Below are 17,352 nucleotides of genomic sequence, written 5' to 3'. Positions count from 1 at the left end.
TACCTTGGTGTGGGGCCGGCCGCGACGGCGACGCCGGGTGCCGCCCCGGCGTCGTGCGCGGCTGGCGCCTCGCAGCCAGGCTCGCCGCTGGTCCGCAGATAAGGCAACCGCATCCAAGACGCCGCGCGAAGCAGGTCCTACCGTGCCTGTTGCCGCAGGTACCGCGTTGGCCATTCGCTTGGCCGTGGTCGCCTGCGCGGTCGCGCGCGCGTTCCCATCCCCGGAGGCACTCCTTTGTTCACCCCCTCTCGCAAGCAGCGCTTCGCGCTTTCGCCATTGCGATGGGACGCCGCGACGTGGGCCTACGCGGGCGACGGCCGGCGCCGGCTGGCGTTGCGGCTGGTGGCGGGGCTGCTGATGTGCGCCATCTTCGTGGTCGATACCTTCACCGCGCTCGAAGGCGCCATCGCGGTGCTGTACGTCGTCGCCCTGCTGCTGGTGGCGCGCACCGCGCGGCGCAGCGACATGGTGGTGACCGCGCTGAGCGGTGCCGCCCTCACCATCGCCACCTATGTGGACACGCACGGCGTCGCGCAGGTCGGCTCGCAGACCTTGCGCGCCATCGTCAGCCTGGCGGCGATCGCGACCACCGCGGTGCTGCTGCTGCAGAACCAGAAGGCGATGAAGGCGCTGTGCGCCCAGGCCACCTTGCTGGACCTGTCGCACGACATGATCTTCGTGCGCGATCGCTTCGGCGTGATCACCTTCTGGAACCGCACCGCCGAGGAGGTGTATGGCTGGTCGGCGCAGCAGGCGCTCGGCCGGGTCGCGGACGACCTGCTCGATACCCGCTATCCGATCCAGCGGCAGGCGATCGAGGCCATGCTGCTGGACGCAGGCGCCTGGAACGGCGTGCTCGAGCAGCGCACCAGGGCCGGCGCCACGCTGGTCGTGGAGAGCCGCTGGGTGCTGCAGCGCGATCCCCACGAAGCGCCGATGGGCGTGCTGGAGACGCATACCGACGTCACCGAGCGCAAGGCCGCCTATGCGGCGCTGGTGCAGAGCGAGCGCCGCTACCGGCGGATGTTCGATGCCAGCCGCATCGGTGTCGCGCAGCAGGACTGGACCGCGCTGCGGGCCGAGCTGGCCGCGCTTGGGCTGCACGACACCGCGGCGCTGAACGCCTATCTGGCCGATCACCCGGACTTCGTCGAACGCGCGCGCCGGCTGACCAGGAACGACGGGCTGAACCCGGCGTTCCTGTCCATGGTCGGCGGCGACGCCGCGCTGCATGCGCGAAGCTCGGTCGACGACCTGCTGGGCGAAGGCGAACGCAGCTTCGCCGCGGCCCTGGCCGCGTTCGTCGCGGGCGATGCCTTCCACGAGGGCGAGACCGAGATCGTCCGCGCCGATGGACGCCGCATTCCGGTGCTCTTCACCATCACCTTTCCCGGCCCGGACGACGACGGCTGCGTGCTGGTGTTCGTGGTGGACCATTCGGAGCGCAAGCAGGCGCAACGCGCGCTGCTGACCGCGCAGGTGGAATTGGCGCATGCCGCGCGGGTGGCGACGCTGGGCGAACTGACCGCATCGATCGCGCACGAGGTCAACCAACCGCTGATGGCGGTGGTGACCAACGGCGAGGCGGCGATGCGCTGGCTGCATCGCGACGTGCCCGACCTGTACGAAGTGGATGCCGCCCTCGGCCGCATCATTGCCGAAGGGCGCCGCGCCAGCGAGATCGTCAGGGGCGTGCGCGATTTCCTGAGCAAGGCGCCGATGAAGCGCGACGCGTTGAGCGCCGCCGCGCTGGTCGAGGACGCGGTGCGCCTGGTGGAGCACGAGTTCGCGCGCGGCCAGGTGGCGTTGCAGGTGGACCTGCAGCCGGACCTGCCGGCCGTGGTCGGCGACCGCATCCAGCTGCAGCAGGTGCTGGTCAATCTGATGGTCAACGCCAGCCAGGCGATGGCCGGCCAGTCCGCGCCGCGCGTGTTGCGCATTCGCGCGATGCGCGACAAGCACGACACGCTCGCAATCACGGTCGCCGACACCGGCCCGGGCATCGCCGCGGAGCATCTGCAGCGCCTGTTCGATCCGTTCTTCACCACCAAACAGCAGGGCATGGGCATGGGGCTGGCGATCTGCAGGACCACCGCCGAAGCGCATGGCGGGCACTTGTCGGTGGAAAGCGCGCCCGGCCAGGGCGCGAGCTTCCGCCTGCTGTTGGCGGCAACGCCCGGCGCTCCGCAGGCATGAGCGGGCAGTCGCCGACGCACGCCGCCGCGCCCGGCCCGCCCGTGGTGGTGGTCGTGGACGACGATGCGGCAGTGCGCGATTCGCTCGACAGCCTGTTGCGCTCGATCGGCCTGCGCACGCGGATCTTCGCCTCCCCGGCGGAGCTGCTGCAGGCGGCGCTGGCGGACGTGTGCGGATGCATCGTGCTCGACGTGCGGCTGCCGGGCATCAGCGGCCTGGACTTCCAGGACCAGCTCGCGCGCAACGGCATCCACCTGCCGATCGTGTTCATGACCGGCCATGGCGATATCCCGATGACGGTGCGAGCGATGAAGGCCGGCGCGGTCGATTTCCTGTCCAAGCCGTTCCGCGACCAGGACATGCTGGATGCGGTCAGCGCGGCGATCGAGCGCGACCGGCAGCGGCGCGTGGCCAGCGGCGCGGTACAGGCGCTGCACGCCAGGTACGCCACGCTGACGCCGCGCGAGCGCGAGGTGCTGGCGTTGGTGGTGTCCGGGCTGATGAACAAGCAGGTCGCCGGCGAGCTGGGCCTGAGCGAGATCACGGTGAAGATCCATCGCGGCAACGTCATGCGCAAGATGGGCGTACGCTCGCTTGCCGACCTGGTGCGCAGCGCCGAAACGCTGGGGGTTTCCCGACCCTGAGGGTCACGGGCAAACCTGTGTATGATTTTCGCCGCACCGGCGAAATGGGACAAAGGGGCATCGGCCGCGCACCGGACGCACTTGACGTGCGACACGCGGTACGAAGGACCCCCGTGGATAGCCAGGCTGCCGTAATCGCGATCATCGACGACGACGAAGGGGTGAGGGCCTCCTTGTCCAGTCTGTTGCGCTCGTTCGGCTACGCGATCCGAAGCTACGGCTCGGCCACCGAGTTCCTGGACGAGCGGGAGCGCGCCGATCCGGATTGCCTGATCGCCGACATGCAGATGCCGCGGATGAGCGGCGAGCAACTGCAGGCCGAATTGCTCGCGCGCGGCCGCACCTTCCCGATGATCTTCATGACCGCGTTCCCCGCCGAGACGGTCCGCACCCGGGTCATGGCGCGCGGCGCCTGCGCGTTCCTCGACAAGCCGGTCGATGGCGACCGCATCGCCCATTGCCTGGCTAGTGCGCTCGCCGGCAACGGCGCGTCATAGCCGCGACCCACACCTTCGTATGAGGCGGCAAGCCGAGCGTAGGATTTCCGCGTGCCGCCCGAATCCCTAGTCTGTGTCTGCACTTCACCCCTCACCCAACAAAGGCAAACCGATGAGCACGATCACCACCAACGACGGCGTCGAGATCTTCTTCAAGGATTGGGGCCCCAAGACGGCCCAGCCGATCTATTTCCACCATGGCTGGCCGCTGTCGAGCGACGACTGGGACGCGCAAATGCTGTACTTCCTCGGCAAGGGCTTCCGCGTCGTCGCGCACGACCGGCGCGGCCACGGCCGTTCCAGCCAGGTCAGCGACGGCCACGACATGGAGCATTACGCCGCCGACGTGGCCGCCGTCGTCGAACATCTGGACCTGCGCAATGCGGTGCACATCGGCCATTCGACCGGCGGCGGCGAAGTGGCGCGCTATGTCGTCGCGCATGGCAAGGGCCGCGTGGCCAAGGCGGTGCTGATCAGTTCCGTGCCGCCGATCATGCTCAAGACCGCGGCCAACCCGGGCGGACTGCCGATGGAGGTGTTCGACGGCATCCGTGCCGGGCTCGCCGCCAACCGCGCGCAGTTCTATCTCGACTTCGCCAGCGGCCCGTTCTATGGCTTCAACCGTCCGGGCGCCCAGGTCTCGCAGGGCGCGATCCAGAACTGGTGGCGGCAGGGCATGATCGGCGGCGCCAAGCCGCACTACGAAGGGATCAAGGCGTTCTCGGAAACCGACTTCACCGAAGACCTGAAAGCGATGGACGTGCCCACCCTGGTGATGCACGGCGACGACGATCAGGTGGTGCCGATCGCCGACTCCGGCCTGCTCTCGGCCAAGCTGCTGAAGAACGGCTCGCTGAAGGTCTACCCGGGCTATCCGCACGGCATGTGCACGACCCACGCCGATGTGATCAACCCCGACCTGCTGGCCTTCATCCAGGGCTGAGGCGGGCTTGCGCAGGAGCGGGGCACCCGCTCCGCTCCTGTCGCATGCAGCGGTACCACGCGTGGCCGCCGATTCGATTTTCGATCGGCCGCCACGCGGTAGCGATCAGAAGGGCGAATGCACTGGCGTGCCCGCACCGCCTTGCCGAGACCGCCGTCCTGCCGTAGCGAAGACGGTGGTCAGGGCGCCACGACGAATGGAAGCATGTATTCGCCACGCTCGCTCGCGTAGTTGGTCGAACCTGCTCGTCCGATTCGGCGTGCTGTCAAACCCGCTTCATCCGCGGCGTCTACGCTGGCAGGCTCGTGAGCGCATGCTCGTTGCCGGTCTCTCCCCCATGGTCGAACACAGTCGTCGCCGTTTCCTCGCCAGTGCATCCCTGGCCCTCGGCGCGGGGGCGGTCATGCCGCTGTTGCCCGGCGCGATCCGCAGCGCGCTGGCGGTGCCGCCGGCGCGGGTCACCGGCACCGTGCAGGACGTGCAGCACGTGGTGATCCTGATGCAGGAGAACCGCTCGTTCGACCACTACTTCGGGTGCCTGCGCGGAGTGCGCGGCTTCGGCGATCCACGGCCGCTGCGCCTGCCCAGCGGCCGCCCGGTCTGGTACCAGCCCGAGGCCGGCGCCGGCGATCGCTACGTTCTGCCGTTCCGCCTGAACGCCCAGACCAGCAGCGCGCAGTCGATGGAGGGCCTGGACCACCACTGGAAGGGCTCGCACGAGACCTGGAAGCACCACGACGCGTGGATCGCGCAGAAGACGGCGATGACCATGGGCCACTTCCAGCGCGAGGACCTGCCGTTCTACTACGCGTTGGCCGACGCCTTCACCATCTGCGACGGCTACCACGCCTCGCTGTTCGGCCCGACCAATCCCAACCGCATGTACATGTTCACCGGCACCAGCGGCCTGGACGTGGGCAACGACGGCGAGCAGGCGGTGAACAACCGCGACGACGGCAACTGGACCGGCGACATGGCGCGCGACAACCCGGCGTTCCCCGGCTACACGTGGACCACCTATTCCGAGCGCCTGCAGCAGGCCGGGGTCAGCTGGCAGGTCTACCAGGAATTCGACAACTACGGCGACAACAGCCACCCGTACTTCGCCAATTTCCGCAATCTGGACCGCAGCTCGCCCTTGTACCAGCGTGGTCGCGCGATCGTGCCCGGTTCCACCGCCGACAACGCCAAGGCCTCGCGCGGCGAACACCTGGTCGCTGCGTTCGAACGCGACGTGCGCAGCGGCAAGCTGCCGCAGGTGTCGTGGATCGTGGCGCCGTACCTGCTCAGCGAGCATCCGCAGGGCACGCCGGCGTATGGCGAATCGCTGAGCGCGCGCCTGCTGGAGGTGCTGGCGGCCTCGCCGGAGGTCTGGTCCAAGACCGTGTTCCTTATCAACTACGACGAGAACGACGGCTTCTTCGACCACGTGCCGCCGGCGCTGCCGGCGACCGATCCGGCCATCGGCGCCAGCAACGTGGATCTGCGCGGCGAGAACTACCACGGCGTTCCGGTCGGCCTCGGTCCGCGCGTGCCGATGCTGGTGGTGTCGCCGTGGAGCCGCGGCGGCTGGGTCGATTCGCAGGTGTTCGACCACACCTCGGTGATCCGCTTCCTGGAGCGCCGCTTCGGCGTCGCCGAGCCCAACATCGGCCCGTGGCGCCGCGCGATCGCCGGCGACCTGACCTCGGCGCTGGATTTCGCCGGCCACGACGACGCCCGCGTCGCCCTGCCCGACACGCGCGATTTCATCGCCCGCGTCGACGCGACCGCGGCCTTGCCGCTGCCGCAGCGGCCCGCGCAGCAGGCGCTGCCGGTGCAGGAGCCCGGGCAGCGCCCGGCACGCGCGCTGCCTTACGATTTCGACGTGCGCCTGCAGCCTGGAGCGCAGGGCACGGCGTTGCGGATGGTCAATCGCGGCGCCGTCGGCGTCGCCCTGAATGCCTACGCCGATGGCGGTGGTGCCGGCCCGTGGTTCTACACGGTGGCGGCGGGCAGCGAATTGCAGGATGCGCGCGCATGGCGCGGCGCCGCGGCCGATGCCGGTTATGCCTTGCGCGTGCATGGCCCCAACGGCTTCCTGCGTGAATTCCACGGCGATGGCGTGGCCGACGCCGGATTGCAGGCCGAGGCCGACTACGAGGCGGCCACGCAATGCCTGCTGCTGGAGCTGCGCAACGCCGGCACACAGGCGTGCCGGCTGCGCATCCGCGACGGCTACCGTGGCGGAGCGGAACAGATGCAGGAACTGGCGGCCGGCGCGCGCCAGGTGCTGCGCTTCCCGCTGCAGGCCCAGCACCACTGGTACGACCTGGAGATCGCGAGCGAGGCCATGCCGCAGTGGCGGCGGCGCCTGGCCGGGCATATCGAGACCGGCCGCCCGAGCATGAGCGACCCGGCGATCGGTCGCGTCGTTGCAGGTTAGCTGCGGCGGCGGGGTTCAGGTGGCCTTGGCTGTGTGTCGCGGCTGAAGCCGCTCCTACAAAAGGCTGGCACCACGCACGCCGCGCCTCTGTAGGAGCGGCTTCAGCCGCGACAGATTCCCCGGTATGCAATAGGCGCACAAAAAGAAGCCGCCCATGGCGGCTTCTTTACTTATGCGGCATTCCGATGCAACCGCCGCCGTTACCCAATGCAACGGCGGCGCATCGCCTTCCCTGGCGATCTCGCCTAGAACTTGCCGCTGAAGGTGACGAAGAACTGCCGCGGCGCGCCGGCCATCAGCGTCTGGTTGTAGCCATTCGGATCGGAGACCACGTAACCGTTGGTGCCGACCGTGGCGAAGTAGCGCTTGTCCAGCAGGTTGGTGACGTTGGCGCTCAGGCCCAGGTTCTGGAACATGCCGACCTGGCCGAAGTCGTAGCCGGCGCTCAGGTCGAAACGCCAGTAGCTCGGCACCGACGAGTCGTTGAGGTAGCTGATGTAGCGGCGGCCGGTGTACTTGCCGTCCAGCGCCGCGTGCCAGCCGGCGTTCTCGTAGGCCAGGCTGCTGGAGAACATCCACTCCGGGATGCCGACCACGCGCTTGCCGGCGGTGGCGACCACGCCGCCGCTGAGGTAGTCGTCCTGGTAGGTGGCGTCGTTGTAGGACAGCGAGTTCAACCAGCGCAGCTGCGCGATCGGGCGCCACATCACCGCCAGGTCGGCGCCCTGGCTACGTACCGAACCGACGTTGTTGAGCGTGGCCGCGCAGGTCTGGATCGCGGTGCACGGCGAGGTCACCAGCAGGCGGTCGTCGAAAGTGGTGTGGTACAGCGCCAGCGACGCCTCGATGCCGTCGCCACGCACGCGGTAGCCCAGTTCGTAGGTCTGCGCGGTCTCCGGCTCCAGCGAGCTCTTGATCGCGTCGAACGCCGCCTGCGATTCCTGGAACGGCGTGAAGCCGAAGCCGGCCATGTTCTTGTTGTAGGACGCGTAGATTTCCTGATGCTCGTCGAGCTTGTAGTTCACGCCCACCTGCGGCAGCAGGTCCGAATCGGCCTTGATTTCGCCGACCGCGTAGGACGTGGTCGGCACCAGCGACTGCGAGGTGGTGTCCACCTGCAGTTTCTTGGCGCCGAAGTTCACGGTCAGGCGGTCGTCGAGCAGGCGCAGCGTGTCCTGCGCATAGAACATGCGCGTGTCGGTTTCGTAGTGCTGGGAGAAGCCGCGCTCGAACCGGGTGCCGGCCTTGTTGAAGTAGAACAGATCGGTGAACGCGCCATCGAGCAGGAAGTAGTTGCGCTCCTGCACGGTCTTGGCGTTCTGGTACCAGCCGCCGATCTCGATCTCGTTGCCGGCGACGGTGAAGTTCAGCGACGCGGTGACGCCATGCCGGTTGAGCCGGTAATCGGTGGTGCGCATCGACAGCGGCACCGTGGCCGAGGAGGGCACGTACGGCGTGGTCCACTGCCCTTCGCCGGTGTTGTCGTGGTAGTAGCCGGCCAGGTTCAGCGTGGCCGTGCCGCCGAGGTTGAAGGCGCCGCTGAGCGCGGCCAGGTTGTCGTCGCGCAGGCCGGCGCCGGAGTAGTACGACGCGTCGGCCTTGCCGTAGTCGGCGGGCAGGGCGTTCAACGATGCCGGATAGCTGCCGTTGCCGTTGAGCGCGTTGGCGATCTGCACCGCGCTGTTCCAGTCCGGCATCAGGTAGTCCCAGTCCCAGCCCAGCGCCTTCTGCGAGGTCAGCGACAGGTCCATGATGTCGTATTCCTTGCGCTTGGAGCTGTCCAGGAACAGGCTGACCCGGTTGCCGTCGCCCCACTGGTACAGCGCCTTGACGTTGGCCTGGCTGTACTCGTTGTTGCCGTAGCCCTTCCACTTGTCGGTTTCGCCGTGCACCAGCGCGGTGTACATCGAGAACCCGTTGAGGTCGCCGATGTCGCCGCGCAGGTAGGTGCGGCGCGCGGAATCGGAGCCGAAGGTCTGGCTGAAGCGGATGCCCGGCTCGGCATCCGGGTCGTCGGAGTAGTAGCGCACGGTGCCGCCGAGGTTGCTGCTTGAGGCGGTGCCCAGCGCGCCGGCGCCCTGCGCCAGCTCCACCGAGCCCACGTTCTCGGAGATGATCGCGCGGGTCACCTGCAGGCCGTCGCTGACGCCGTAGTTCATGGTGCCCAGCGGGATGCCGTCCAGGGTGAAGCCGAGGCGGCTCTGGTCGAAGCCGTGCAGGGTGATCGCGGTCGACCACTCGTAGGCGCCCCACGCATCGGCCGACTGGAACTGCACGCCGGGCAGCTTGTCCAGCACCTTCAGCGCGCTGGTGCCGGGGGCGGCGGTGCCGATGTCCTCGCGGGTGATGCGCTGCACCTGGCGGGTGGTGCCGGTGGACACCACGGTGATCGCGTCGAGCATCGTCGCATCGCTGCCGCCGGTGGCGGTCGTCGCATCTGCGCTGGCGCCATCGGCAACCGGCGCGGTCTCGGCCAGCGCGGCGAAGGCCGGCAGCGCGGACGCGACGGCGAGCACCAGCGCATGCAGGCGCAAGGGTCTGGAGGTGGGGATCATCGAAATTCCAATAAAAGGTGGGGAGGCGTGGGGACCCACCGCGTGATGCGTGACAGCCAGCACACGGCCGGTGTGGCCCGCCCGCCACCATGCAACCGTTTTGTGAAGGTTTCGGGGCGGTCCCGTGTCGGCTGTGGGACAGCCCGGCGGCGCCGGTCGAGCTCGCACCCGCAGGCCGCGTACTACGCGCTGCCGCGTACATGCGCCAGCCGCCGGTCAGCGCCGGCATCGCGCCGATGCCGCGGTGCCGACGGCGCAACGTATGATGCCGGGCCAGCCACCGCCGTCGCGCCTCGATGAAGCTCGCCATCCTGTCCCGCAACACCAAGCTGTATTCGACGCGCCGCCTAGTCGAGGCCGGTCGCGAACGCGGGCATACGGTGCGCGTGCTCGACCCGTTGCGCTGCTACATGCGCATCGCCGCCGGCTCCTTCACCATGCATTACAAGGGCAAGCCGATCACCGGCTATGACGCGGTGCTGCCGCGCATCGGCAATTCCGTCACCCGCTACGGCACCGCGGTGCTGCGCCAGCTGGAGATGATGGGCGTGCGCACGCCCAATCCGTCCGACGCGATCCTGCGCGCGCGCGACAAGTTGCGCGCCCACCAGTTGCTGGCGGCCAAGGGCATCGACATGCCGATGACCGTGTTCGGCGACAACCCCGATGACACCGGCGACCTGCTGTCGATGCTGGGGCCGCCGCCGCACGTGGTGAAGTTGAACGAAGGCACCCAGGGCACCGGCGTGATCCTCACCGAGAAGACCAGCGCCTCGCGCGGCGTGGTCGAGGCGCTGCGTGGGCTGTACGCCAATTTCCTGGTGCAGGAGTTCATCGGCGAGGCCGAGGGCGCCGACCTGCGCTGCTTCGTGGTCGGCAACCAGGTGGTCGCGGCGATGCGCCGGCAGGCGCCGGAAGGCGACTTCCGCTCCAACCTGCATGTCGGCGGCAGCGCGCAGCTGGCGATCGCCAGCCGCGGCGAACAGGAGGTGGCGGTGCGCTCGGCCAAGGCCCTGGGCCTGGGCGTGGCCGGAGTCGACCTGATCCGCTCGCGGCGCGGTCCGCTGGTGCTGGAGGTCAACTCCACCCCGGGCCTGGAGGGGATCGAGGCGGTCTGCGGGCTGGACATCGCGGGCAAGGTCATCGAGCACCTCGAGGCGAGCTTGATCCGAAAGAAATCAGCTACTTAAGGCGATATCTGTCCGGCCATTCTGGCTTAACACGGGTTTAATTCGCGCCTGCGTATGCTTCGTCGGACCGCAGCTCTGCCCTCCTCAGCAGGAACGGTAATCGGGATATACCTTTCGGCCCAAGCGGCCTTGCCGCTTGGGCCTTTTTGTTCCCGCGGGCCGGTTTTTCGGCGACCCGGCGGACCAAGGTTGCTTGCAGCTTGCGGCCCCGTTCGCCGGGGGGCTACATTTGTGATTCACACCACCAATCGCCTAGGGGACAGGGATGAAAAGCGTGATCGGTTTGATGCTGGGAATGGCGCTCGCGTGCAGCGCGGTCGCTGCGCCGAAAGGTGAGGCGCCCATGAACGTGAAGAAATCGTTCGCGCAGCAACTCAGTACAATTCGCCAGCAGTTGGACGACGGCAAGACCTATTCCGAACTCGGCACAGAAGATCGCGGCAAGGTGGAAGCGGCACTGTCGCGCATGGCGACGGTGCTCAACGCCCATCCCGACGTCGACACGCTGCGCGAGGAAGAAAAGGTCGTGTTGTTCAACGATCAGGAAACGGTCAACGCGCTGCTGACCAAGGCATCGGCGGACAGCCGGCTGATCTGCAGGCGCGAAGCGGTCACCGGATCGCTGCGTACCACGACGCAATGCAAGACCGTGGCGGAACGCCGCCGCGACAACGAGGATGCGCAGGAACTGATGCGGCGCAATCCAACTGGCAAGTACGACTGACGGGGTAAATGTTGGTGCGAATTCTAGTGATCGAAGACAACAGCGATATCGCTGCCAACCTGGGCGACTACCTCGAGGACCGCGGGCATACGGTGGATTTCGCCGCCGATGGCGTCACCGGCCTGCACCTGGCGGTGGTGCACGAATTCGACGCGATCGTGCTCGACCTCAACCTGCCGGGCATGGACGGCATCGAAGTGTGCCGCAAGCTGCGCAACGAAGCGCGCAAGCAGACCCCGGTGCTGATGCTCACTGCGCGCGACTCGCTGGACAACAAGCTGGCGGGCTTCGATTCCGGCGCCGACGACTACCTGATCAAGCCGTTCGCGCTGCAGGAAGTGGAAGTGCGGCTCAACGCGCTGTCGCGCCGCGGCAAGGGCGTGCACACCCGCGTGCTGGAGACCGGCGACCTGGAATACAACCTGGACACGCTGGAAGTGCGGCGCCAGGGCAAGCTGCTGCAGCTCAACCCGACCGCGCTGAAGATCCTGCAGGCGCTGATGGAAGCCTCGCCCGCGGTGGTGACCCGGCAGGAGCTGGAAACTCGCGTCTGGGGCGAGGAGCTGCCGGACTCCGATTCGCTGCGCGTGCACATCCACGGCCTGCGCGCGGTGGTCGACAAGCCCTTCGACGTGCCGATGATCCAGACCCGCCACGGCATCGGCTACCGCATCGCCGCGCCCGATGCCTGAAGCTGGGGAGTTGCCGCGCGCGGTGCGGCGGCGCGGGCGCTACCGCCGCCGCCTGCGCAGCCGCATCATCCTCTCCTTCGTGCTGTTGGGCTTCGGCCTGACGGCACTGTTCGCGTTCGCCACCAACTGGGCGCGCGCGCGGGTGGAGAACCAACTGGTCGAAGCGGTGATGAATCGCAATATCGACGAGTACGCGCGCCGGTTCTTTTCCGCGCCGTCGAAGAACCCCGACCTGCCGGTGCAGCAGATGGTCGGCCGGGTGGTCAAGAGCGATCGCTTCGAAGCGCTCAAGCGCGAGCAGCCGGAGTGGTACAACTTTTCCGACGGCATCCACACCGTCTCCGGGCGCGACGAATCGGGCAAGCCGTTCTCCTACAAGGTCGCGGTGCGCAAGACGCCGGACGTGTGGTTCTTCCTCGCCTATGACATGACCCAGACCATCCAGGGCGAGGTGCAGCTCAACCGCACCCTGATCCTGTCGGTGCTGGTGTTCAGTGCGTTGTCGCTGGTGATCGGCTGGTGGTCGGCGTCGCGGGTGATGCGCCCGGTCTCCGATCTGGCGGCGCGCCTGCGCGCCTATCGCGGCAGCAGCGATCCCAAGCCGCTGGCGCCGCATTTCCCCGACGACGAAGTCGGGCAGCTGGCCGAGGCGCTGGACGACTATTCGGCCAGGCTCACCGAGGTGGTGCAGCGCGACCGCGAGTTCAACGCCGACGTCAGCCACGAACTGCGCACGCCGTTGGCGGTGATCCGCGGCGCCACCGAACTGCTGCTGACCCGCCCCAATCTCGACGACAAGGTGCTGCAGCGCCTGCAACGCATCCAGCGCGCCGAACAGCAGTGCAGCGACCTGATCGGTTCGCTGCTGCTGTTGTCGCGCAACGAGCGCGGGCAGGGCAACAGCAACGTGGCCAAGGTCGCCGAGCAACTGATCGAATCGCACCGCGCGCAACTGGGCGGCAAGCCGCTGCAACTGTTGCTGGAGGGCGAACGCAACCTGAGCATCGACGCGCCGGAGGCGGCGTTGTCGGTGGCGTTGGGCAACCTGATCGGCAACGCGGTCAAGTACACCCACGAAGGCCAGGTGGTGGTGCGGGTGCTGAGCGATGCGGTGCAGGTGATCGACTCCGGCCCCGGCCTCAGCGAGGAAGACGCCGCCAAGCTGTTCCAGCGCGGCTATCGCGGCACCCACGCCGGGCACTCGCAGGGCGGTGGCATCGGCCTGTCGATCGTCAGCCGCCTGTGCGAGCTGTACGGCTGGCAGGTCAACGTGCGCCCAGGCGCGACCAAGGGCGTGGTGGCGACGCTGTGGTTCAGGGCGGCGTGACAGAGACTGGACGGGCACCGGCTTCCTGCAGGAGCGGCTTCAGCCGCGACAGGCGTTACCGGTAAAGCCCGTCGCGGCTGAAGCCGCTCCTACAAAAGCGCGCGTCGCCGAATTGGACTGTTACGCGATCTTCGCCGCCGCCAATGCGCGGTACTGCCGATCCAGCGCATCGGCCGCGTCCTGCAGTCGCGACGCATCGCCATCGTTGACCACGACATCGTCGGCAATCGCCAACCGCGCCGTCCGCGTGGCCTGCGCCGCGATCATCCGCTGCGCCAGTTCGGCGGTAATGCCGTCGCGCTGCATCAGGCGTGCATGCTGCGTCGCTTCCGGAGCATCGACCACCACGATCCGATCCAGCCACGGATAGGCCGTGCGCGCGCCGACTTCGGTCAGCAGCGGGATCGCCGCAACCGCATAGGGACTGGCGGCCTCGCGGCACGCCTGCTGCATCAGCGTACGAATGGCGGGGTGGGTGATCGCCTCCAGGTCGCGGCGCGCCACCGGGTCTTCGAAGATGCGCTGGCGCAGCGCGGCGCGGTTGAGGCTGCCGTCCTCGCGCAGGATCTGCGCTCCGAAACGGGCCACGATCTGCCCGAGCGCCGGATGCCCGGGCGCGACCACCGCGCGCGCGGCCACGTCGGCATCGGCGACGACGATGCCCTTGGCCTCGAAGCGCCGGCTCAGTTCGCTCTTGCCGGAGGCGACGCCGCCAGTCAGGCCGACGATGAAATCGCTCAAGGCACCGCCCCGCTCAGCGCAGCCCGGACCAGCGCATGTAGGTGTCGATGATTTCCGTGCCCCAGAAGAACGTGATCCAGCCGGCGATGGCCAGGTAGGGACCGAACGGAATGGGCGTGGCCCGGTCGCGGCCCTTGGCCGCCAGCCAGATCGAACCGAGGATCGCGCCGACCAGCGAGGAGATCAGAATGGTCGGCAGGATGCCCTTCAGTCCGCACCAGGCGCCGATCGCCGCCAGCAGCTTAAAGTCGCCATGGCCCATGCCTTCCTTGCCGGTGATCTGCTTGAACAGCCACCATACCGACCACAGCGATACATAGCCGACCGCGGCGCCGAGCAGCGCGGGCTTGGCCGGCATGTACAGATTGTCCATGCTGCCGACCAGGCCCAGCCACATCAGCGGCAAGGTCAGCTGGTCCGGCAACAGGCGAGTGCGCAGGTCGATCCCCGACATCGCGACCAGGAAACAACTGAATACGATCGCCCCGAACCCCTGCCAACCGAAGCCGAAGCGCCAGACGCTGGCGACCACCAGCAGGCTGGTCAGCATCTCCACCAGCGGGTACTGGATCGAGATCGGCGCATGGCAATGCCGGCACTTGCCGCGCAGCGCTAGCCAACTGAACAGCGGGATGTTCTCGTACCAGGACAGCTTGTGCTTGCAGTGCGGGCAGTGCGAGGGCTCGACCACGATCCCGGGCGGCGGCGGATCGTAGATGTCCGGCAGCTCCAGGATCTCGCGCGAATCGCGCTTCCACTGCCACTCCATGCGCCGCGGCAGGCGCAGGATCACCACGTTGAGGAAACTGCCTACCAGCAAGCCCAACCCCGCCGCGGCGGGAAAGCCGAGGCCGGGGTGTTGATCGAGAAATGCCATTAATGCTTATCCAACGACGGAGGCCAGCTTGAAGATGGGCAGGTACATGCCGATGACCATGCCGCCGACGATGGTGCCGATGAACACCATGATCAACGGCTCGATCAGGCTGCTCAGCGCATCCACCGCATTGTTCACTTCCTGCTCGAAGTACTCAGCCACCTTGAACAGCATCGCATCCAGCGCACCGGCCTCTTCGCCGATGGCGGTCATCTGGATGACCATGTGCGGAAACAGGTTGGTCTGCTTCATCGCCACGTTGACCGGATAGCCGACCGACACGTCGTCGCGCATGCGCAGCACGGCCTTCTCGTAGACGCTGTTGCCGGTGGCGCCGGCGACGATGTCCAGCGCCTCCACCAGGGGCACGCCGGCGCGGAAGGTCACGCCCAGCGTCCGCGAGAAGCGTGCCACAGAGCTGTTGTGCATGATCTGGCCGATGATCGGCACCTTCAGAATCAGCCGGTCCATGCCGTGCTGCATCGACGGCGAGCGTTTGTAGGCGAAGATGAAGCCGACGATGGTGCCGACCAAGACGATCAGCAGCATCCACCAATAGGCAACCATGAAGCGCGATGCAGCTACGATCATCTGGGTAAACGCCGGCAGCTCCGCACCAAAGCCCTTGAACACGTCCTCGAACTGCGGCACCACCCACACCAGCAGGATCGAACTGACCAGCAGGGCGACCGCCATGACCATGGCCGGGTAGAACAAGGCCTTCTTGATCTTGCCCTTCAGCGCTTCGATGTTTTCCTTGTAGGTCGCGACCGTCTCCAGCACGGTCTCCAGCACGCCTGCGCCTTCGCCGGCCTTGACCAGGTTGCGATAGAGCTCGTCGAACTGGATCGGATGCTTGCTGATCGCCTCGTAGAGCGACGAGCCGCCCTCGATGTCAGTTCGGACCTGATCCACCATCTTCTTCATGCGCGGGTTCTTGTGCCCGCTGCCGATGATCTCCAGCGACCCCACGATGGGGACGCCCGACTTCATCATCGTCGCCATCTGGCGGCTGAAAAAGGCGATGTCCTTCGCGCTGATCTTGCTGCCGGCAGAGCCGAACAGCGGCTTGGGCTTGGGCTTGACCACCGATGGCGTGATGCCCTGGCGGCGCAGTTCGGCGCGCAGCAGGTTGGCGTTCTTGGCGGTCTGCTCGCCCTTCATCTTGACGCCGCGCTTGTCCGTCCCCTCCCAGACGAACGGCAGCTGCTGGCTGGTATTGCGCGCGACGGGCTCTTTGGATACTGCGCTACGAGTTGCGGACATCAGGTGTGCTCCCCGTCCAGCCATCCCCAGGCGGACATGACCGGCATGGTATCGGTTTCCGTGGCGTCTGGCATCAGCGGCAATGGTCGCGGCAAGCCCCGGGGCGCGAGAAGCCAAAATCCCGACGAGGTGACGTTTTGCGTCACTATGTGACCTATCCTGGCAGAGGGGAAAGCACGTCGCAAATCCTTTCTTTGCCCGTGTCGAGCGGCATTCGATGGGGCATCATGCGCCCTGGGGAGCATAGGGCGCGCGTGGGGAAGTTGGCACGCGGCCTGCTTGTATCACCCGCACGTGGCGCTCTGCCGCGCGGCGCTCGAGGGGTAGCAAGCTCCGCGGGCGGAGTGTCTGCCAACTTACACACCATCTCTAGGGGATTCACCATGAAGAAGCAGCAGGGCTTTACCCTGATCGAACTGATGATCGTCGTCGCGATCATCGCCATCCTGGCCGCCATCGCGCTGCCGGCCTACCAGAACTACGTGCGCAAGTCGCAGGTCACCGCGGCGCTGTCCGACATCACCCCGGGCAAGACGCAGTTCGAAGTGCTGACCAATGAAGGCAAGAGCATCGCTAACGCTAGCGATATTGGTCTGACCAGCCCCACCAGCCGCTGCAAAACGATTGCGGTGACCGCTGGTGATACCGGCAACATCAACTGCACCATGATTGGTGGCGCTGGCGTTGACAATCAGTCCATCCGTTGGACGCGTAATGCGTCTGGCAACTGGACCTGCTCGACCAATGCCACTGAGAAGTATCGTCCGAGCACCTGCTCCACGGCGCTCCAGTAAGTCATCGTCATGCTTGAAGAGAACCCCACGCGAGTGGGGTTTTCTTTTTGGGGGGCGGGCATGCGCAACCAAACCGGTTTCAGCTTGATCGAGCTGATGGTGGTGATCGGCATAGTGGCAATTCTTTCTGCGATCGCCCTTCAGGGCTACACTAATTATGTTTCGCGTTCGCAGGTCATGGCGGCGTTGAGTGAAATTCGGGGCGGGCAGACTGGCCTCGAGATGGCATTCAACGACGGCAGGGGAGGTGATGTCAGTGCCTCCTACATAGGCTTGTCCTCATCTGGGCGATGCCCGGAAATAACTGCGTCTGTTGATGCTGCAACAGGGGTGGGTGGCATCAGCTGCGTTTTGGCCGGTAACGACTTGGTCGCTGGAACGACGCTGTCGCTGCGCCGGAGCACATCCGGCGTGTGGAGTTGCGATGGCAGCGATTTGCCTGAAAAGTATCGGCCCGAAGGGTGTGGATGACTGGTTTTCT

General features: G+C 66.9%; 15 protein-coding genes. 11 read left to right on the top strand and 4 right to left on the bottom strand.

Annotation, left to right across the window (positions count from 1 at the left end):
* The first annotated feature begins 234 nt into the window (after positions 1-234).
* The 5 genes from VDQ83_RS04115 to VDQ83_RS04095 all read left to right on the top strand — a co-directional run bounded on the left by VDQ83_RS04115 (position 235) and on the right by VDQ83_RS04095 (position 6,705).
* Positions 235-2,196 (top strand): PAS domain-containing sensor histidine kinase, encoded by a 1,962-nt coding sequence (locus tag VDQ83_RS04115; protein ID WP_455433959.1) that lies wholly within the window; start codon positions 235-237, stop codon positions 2,194-2,196.
* Positions 2,193-2,840: a response regulator transcription factor gene (locus tag VDQ83_RS04110; RefSeq protein ID WP_455433958.1), complete on the top strand. Its 648-nt coding sequence runs from the start codon at positions 2,193-2,195 to the stop codon at positions 2,838-2,840. Before VDQ83_RS04115 ends, VDQ83_RS04110 begins: the two co-directional genes overlap by 4 nt.
* Positions 2,841-2,884: 44 nt before the next feature.
* Positions 2,885-3,337 (top strand): response regulator transcription factor, encoded by a 453-nt coding sequence (locus VDQ83_RS04105; protein ID WP_455434011.1) that lies wholly within the window; start codon positions 2,885-2,887, stop codon positions 3,335-3,337.
* 112 nt (positions 3,338-3,449) lie between these two features.
* Positions 3,450-4,280 carry an alpha/beta fold hydrolase gene (locus VDQ83_RS04100; RefSeq protein ID WP_455433957.1) on the top strand — a complete coding sequence of 277 codons (831 nt, stop codon included), beginning with the start codon at positions 3,450-3,452 and terminating at the stop codon, positions 4,278-4,280.
* Between the two features lie 337 nt (positions 4,281-4,617).
* The gene (locus VDQ83_RS04095) at positions 4,618-6,705 is read left to right on the top strand and encodes a phosphocholine-specific phospholipase C (RefSeq protein ID WP_455433956.1); all 2,088 of its coding nucleotides are present in this window, start codon (positions 4,618-4,620) and stop codon (positions 6,703-6,705) included.
* Between the two features lie 245 nt (positions 6,706-6,950).
* Here the strand turns inward: VDQ83_RS04095 and VDQ83_RS04090 are convergent, their stop codons facing one another.
* Positions 6,951-9,260, bottom strand: coding sequence for a TonB-dependent receptor (locus VDQ83_RS04090; RefSeq protein WP_455433955.1), 2,310 nt, complete (start codon positions 9,258-9,260; stop codon positions 6,951-6,953).
* 296 nt (positions 9,261-9,556) lie between these two features.
* Between VDQ83_RS04090 and rimK the strand changes: the two genes are divergently transcribed.
* The 4 genes from rimK (at position 9,557) to VDQ83_RS04070 (ending at position 13,193) form a co-directional block, all read left to right on the top strand.
* Positions 9,557-10,450: a 30S ribosomal protein S6--L-glutamate ligase gene (gene rimK / locus VDQ83_RS04085; RefSeq protein WP_263395464.1), complete on the top strand. Its 894-nt coding sequence runs from the start codon at positions 9,557-9,559 to the stop codon at positions 10,448-10,450.
* A 265-nt stretch (positions 10,451-10,715) separates the two neighbouring features.
* Positions 10,716-11,174, top strand: coding sequence for a hypothetical protein (locus VDQ83_RS04080; protein WP_309921201.1), 459 nt, complete (start codon positions 10,716-10,718; stop codon positions 11,172-11,174).
* Positions 11,175-11,188: 14 nt separating this feature from the next.
* Positions 11,189-11,866 carry a response regulator transcription factor gene (locus VDQ83_RS04075; RefSeq protein WP_145703507.1) on the top strand — a complete coding sequence of 226 codons (678 nt, stop codon included), beginning with the start codon at positions 11,189-11,191 and terminating at the stop codon, positions 11,864-11,866.
* Complete coding sequence (locus VDQ83_RS04070; protein WP_263395462.1) at positions 11,859-13,193, top strand: sensor histidine kinase; 1,335 nt, start codon at positions 11,859-11,861, stop codon at positions 13,191-13,193. Before VDQ83_RS04075 ends, VDQ83_RS04070 begins: the two co-directional genes overlap by 8 nt.
* A 120-nt stretch (positions 13,194-13,313) precedes the next feature.
* Here the strand turns inward: VDQ83_RS04070 and coaE are convergent, their stop codons facing one another.
* From coaE to VDQ83_RS04055, 3 genes are read right to left on the bottom strand one after another with little or no spacing between them, the layout of a single operon-like run.
* Entirely contained in the window at positions 13,314-13,934 is a 621-nt protein-coding gene (gene coaE, locus VDQ83_RS04065) for a dephospho-CoA kinase (RefSeq protein ID WP_455433954.1), read from the bottom strand.
* 13 nt (positions 13,935-13,947) lie between these two features.
* Complete coding sequence (locus VDQ83_RS04060) at positions 13,948-14,811, bottom strand: prepilin peptidase (protein WP_455433953.1); 864 nt, start codon at positions 14,809-14,811, stop codon at positions 13,948-13,950.
* Between the two features lie 6 nt (positions 14,812-14,817).
* Positions 14,818-16,077, bottom strand: a complete 1,260-nt coding sequence (locus tag VDQ83_RS04055) for a type II secretion system F family protein (RefSeq protein ID WP_455434010.1) — start codon at positions 16,075-16,077, stop codon at positions 14,818-14,820.
* A 383-nt stretch (positions 16,078-16,460) separates the two neighbouring features.
* Here VDQ83_RS04055 and VDQ83_RS04050 point away from each other — a divergent pair, with 383 nt between their 5' ends.
* Both VDQ83_RS04050 and VDQ83_RS04045 read left to right on the top strand, forming a co-directional pair.
* On the top strand, positions 16,461-16,871 hold the full coding sequence (locus VDQ83_RS04050; protein WP_455433952.1) for a pilin: 411 nt from the start codon (positions 16,461-16,463) through the stop codon (positions 16,869-16,871).
* Positions 16,872-16,880: 9 nt separating this feature from the next.
* On the top strand, positions 16,881-17,342 hold the full coding sequence (locus VDQ83_RS04045) for a pilin (RefSeq protein WP_455433951.1): 462 nt from the start codon (positions 16,881-16,883) through the stop codon (positions 17,340-17,342).
* Positions 17,343-17,352 lie beyond the last annotated feature (10 nt).

It is taken from the genome of Xanthomonas sp. WHRI 7945, assembly GCF_035026585.1.
Note: the sequence above shows the minus strand (reverse complement) of the source record. Positions and strands in the feature narration are given on the sequence as shown.

Coding starts and splice junctions, on each gene's coding strand:
- VDQ83_RS04100 (WP_455433957.1), top strand. CDS start 3,450: ATGAGCACGATCACCACCAACGACGGCGTCGAGATCTTCTTCAAGGAT.
- VDQ83_RS04090 (WP_455433955.1), bottom strand. CDS start 9,260: ATGATCCCCACCTCCAGACCCTTGCGCCTGCATGCGCTGGTGCTCGCC.
- VDQ83_RS04055 (WP_455434010.1), bottom strand. CDS start 16,077: ATGTCCGCAACTCGTAGCGCAGTATCCAAAGAGCCCGTCGCGCGCAAT.
- rimK (WP_263395464.1), top strand. CDS start 9,557: ATGAAGCTCGCCATCCTGTCCCGCAACACCAAGCTGTATTCGACGCGC.
- VDQ83_RS04070 (WP_263395462.1), top strand. CDS start 11,859: ATGCCTGAAGCTGGGGAGTTGCCGCGCGCGGTGCGGCGGCGCGGGCGC.
- VDQ83_RS04050 (WP_455433952.1), top strand. CDS start 16,461: ATGAAGAAGCAGCAGGGCTTTACCCTGATCGAACTGATGATCGTCGTC.
- VDQ83_RS04105 (WP_455434011.1), top strand. CDS start 2,885: ATGGGACAAAGGGGCATCGGCCGCGCACCGGACGCACTTGACGTGCGA.
- VDQ83_RS04060 (WP_455433953.1), bottom strand. CDS start 14,811: ATGGCATTTCTCGATCAACACCCCGGCCTCGGCTTTCCCGCCGCGGCG.
- VDQ83_RS04110 (WP_455433958.1), top strand. CDS start 2,193: ATGAGCGGGCAGTCGCCGACGCACGCCGCCGCGCCCGGCCCGCCCGTG.
- VDQ83_RS04095 (WP_455433956.1), top strand. CDS start 4,618: ATGGTCGAACACAGTCGTCGCCGTTTCCTCGCCAGTGCATCCCTGGCC.
- VDQ83_RS04045 (WP_455433951.1), top strand. CDS start 16,881: ATGCTTGAAGAGAACCCCACGCGAGTGGGGTTTTCTTTTTGGGGGGCG.
- VDQ83_RS04080 (WP_309921201.1), top strand. CDS start 10,716: ATGAAAAGCGTGATCGGTTTGATGCTGGGAATGGCGCTCGCGTGCAGC.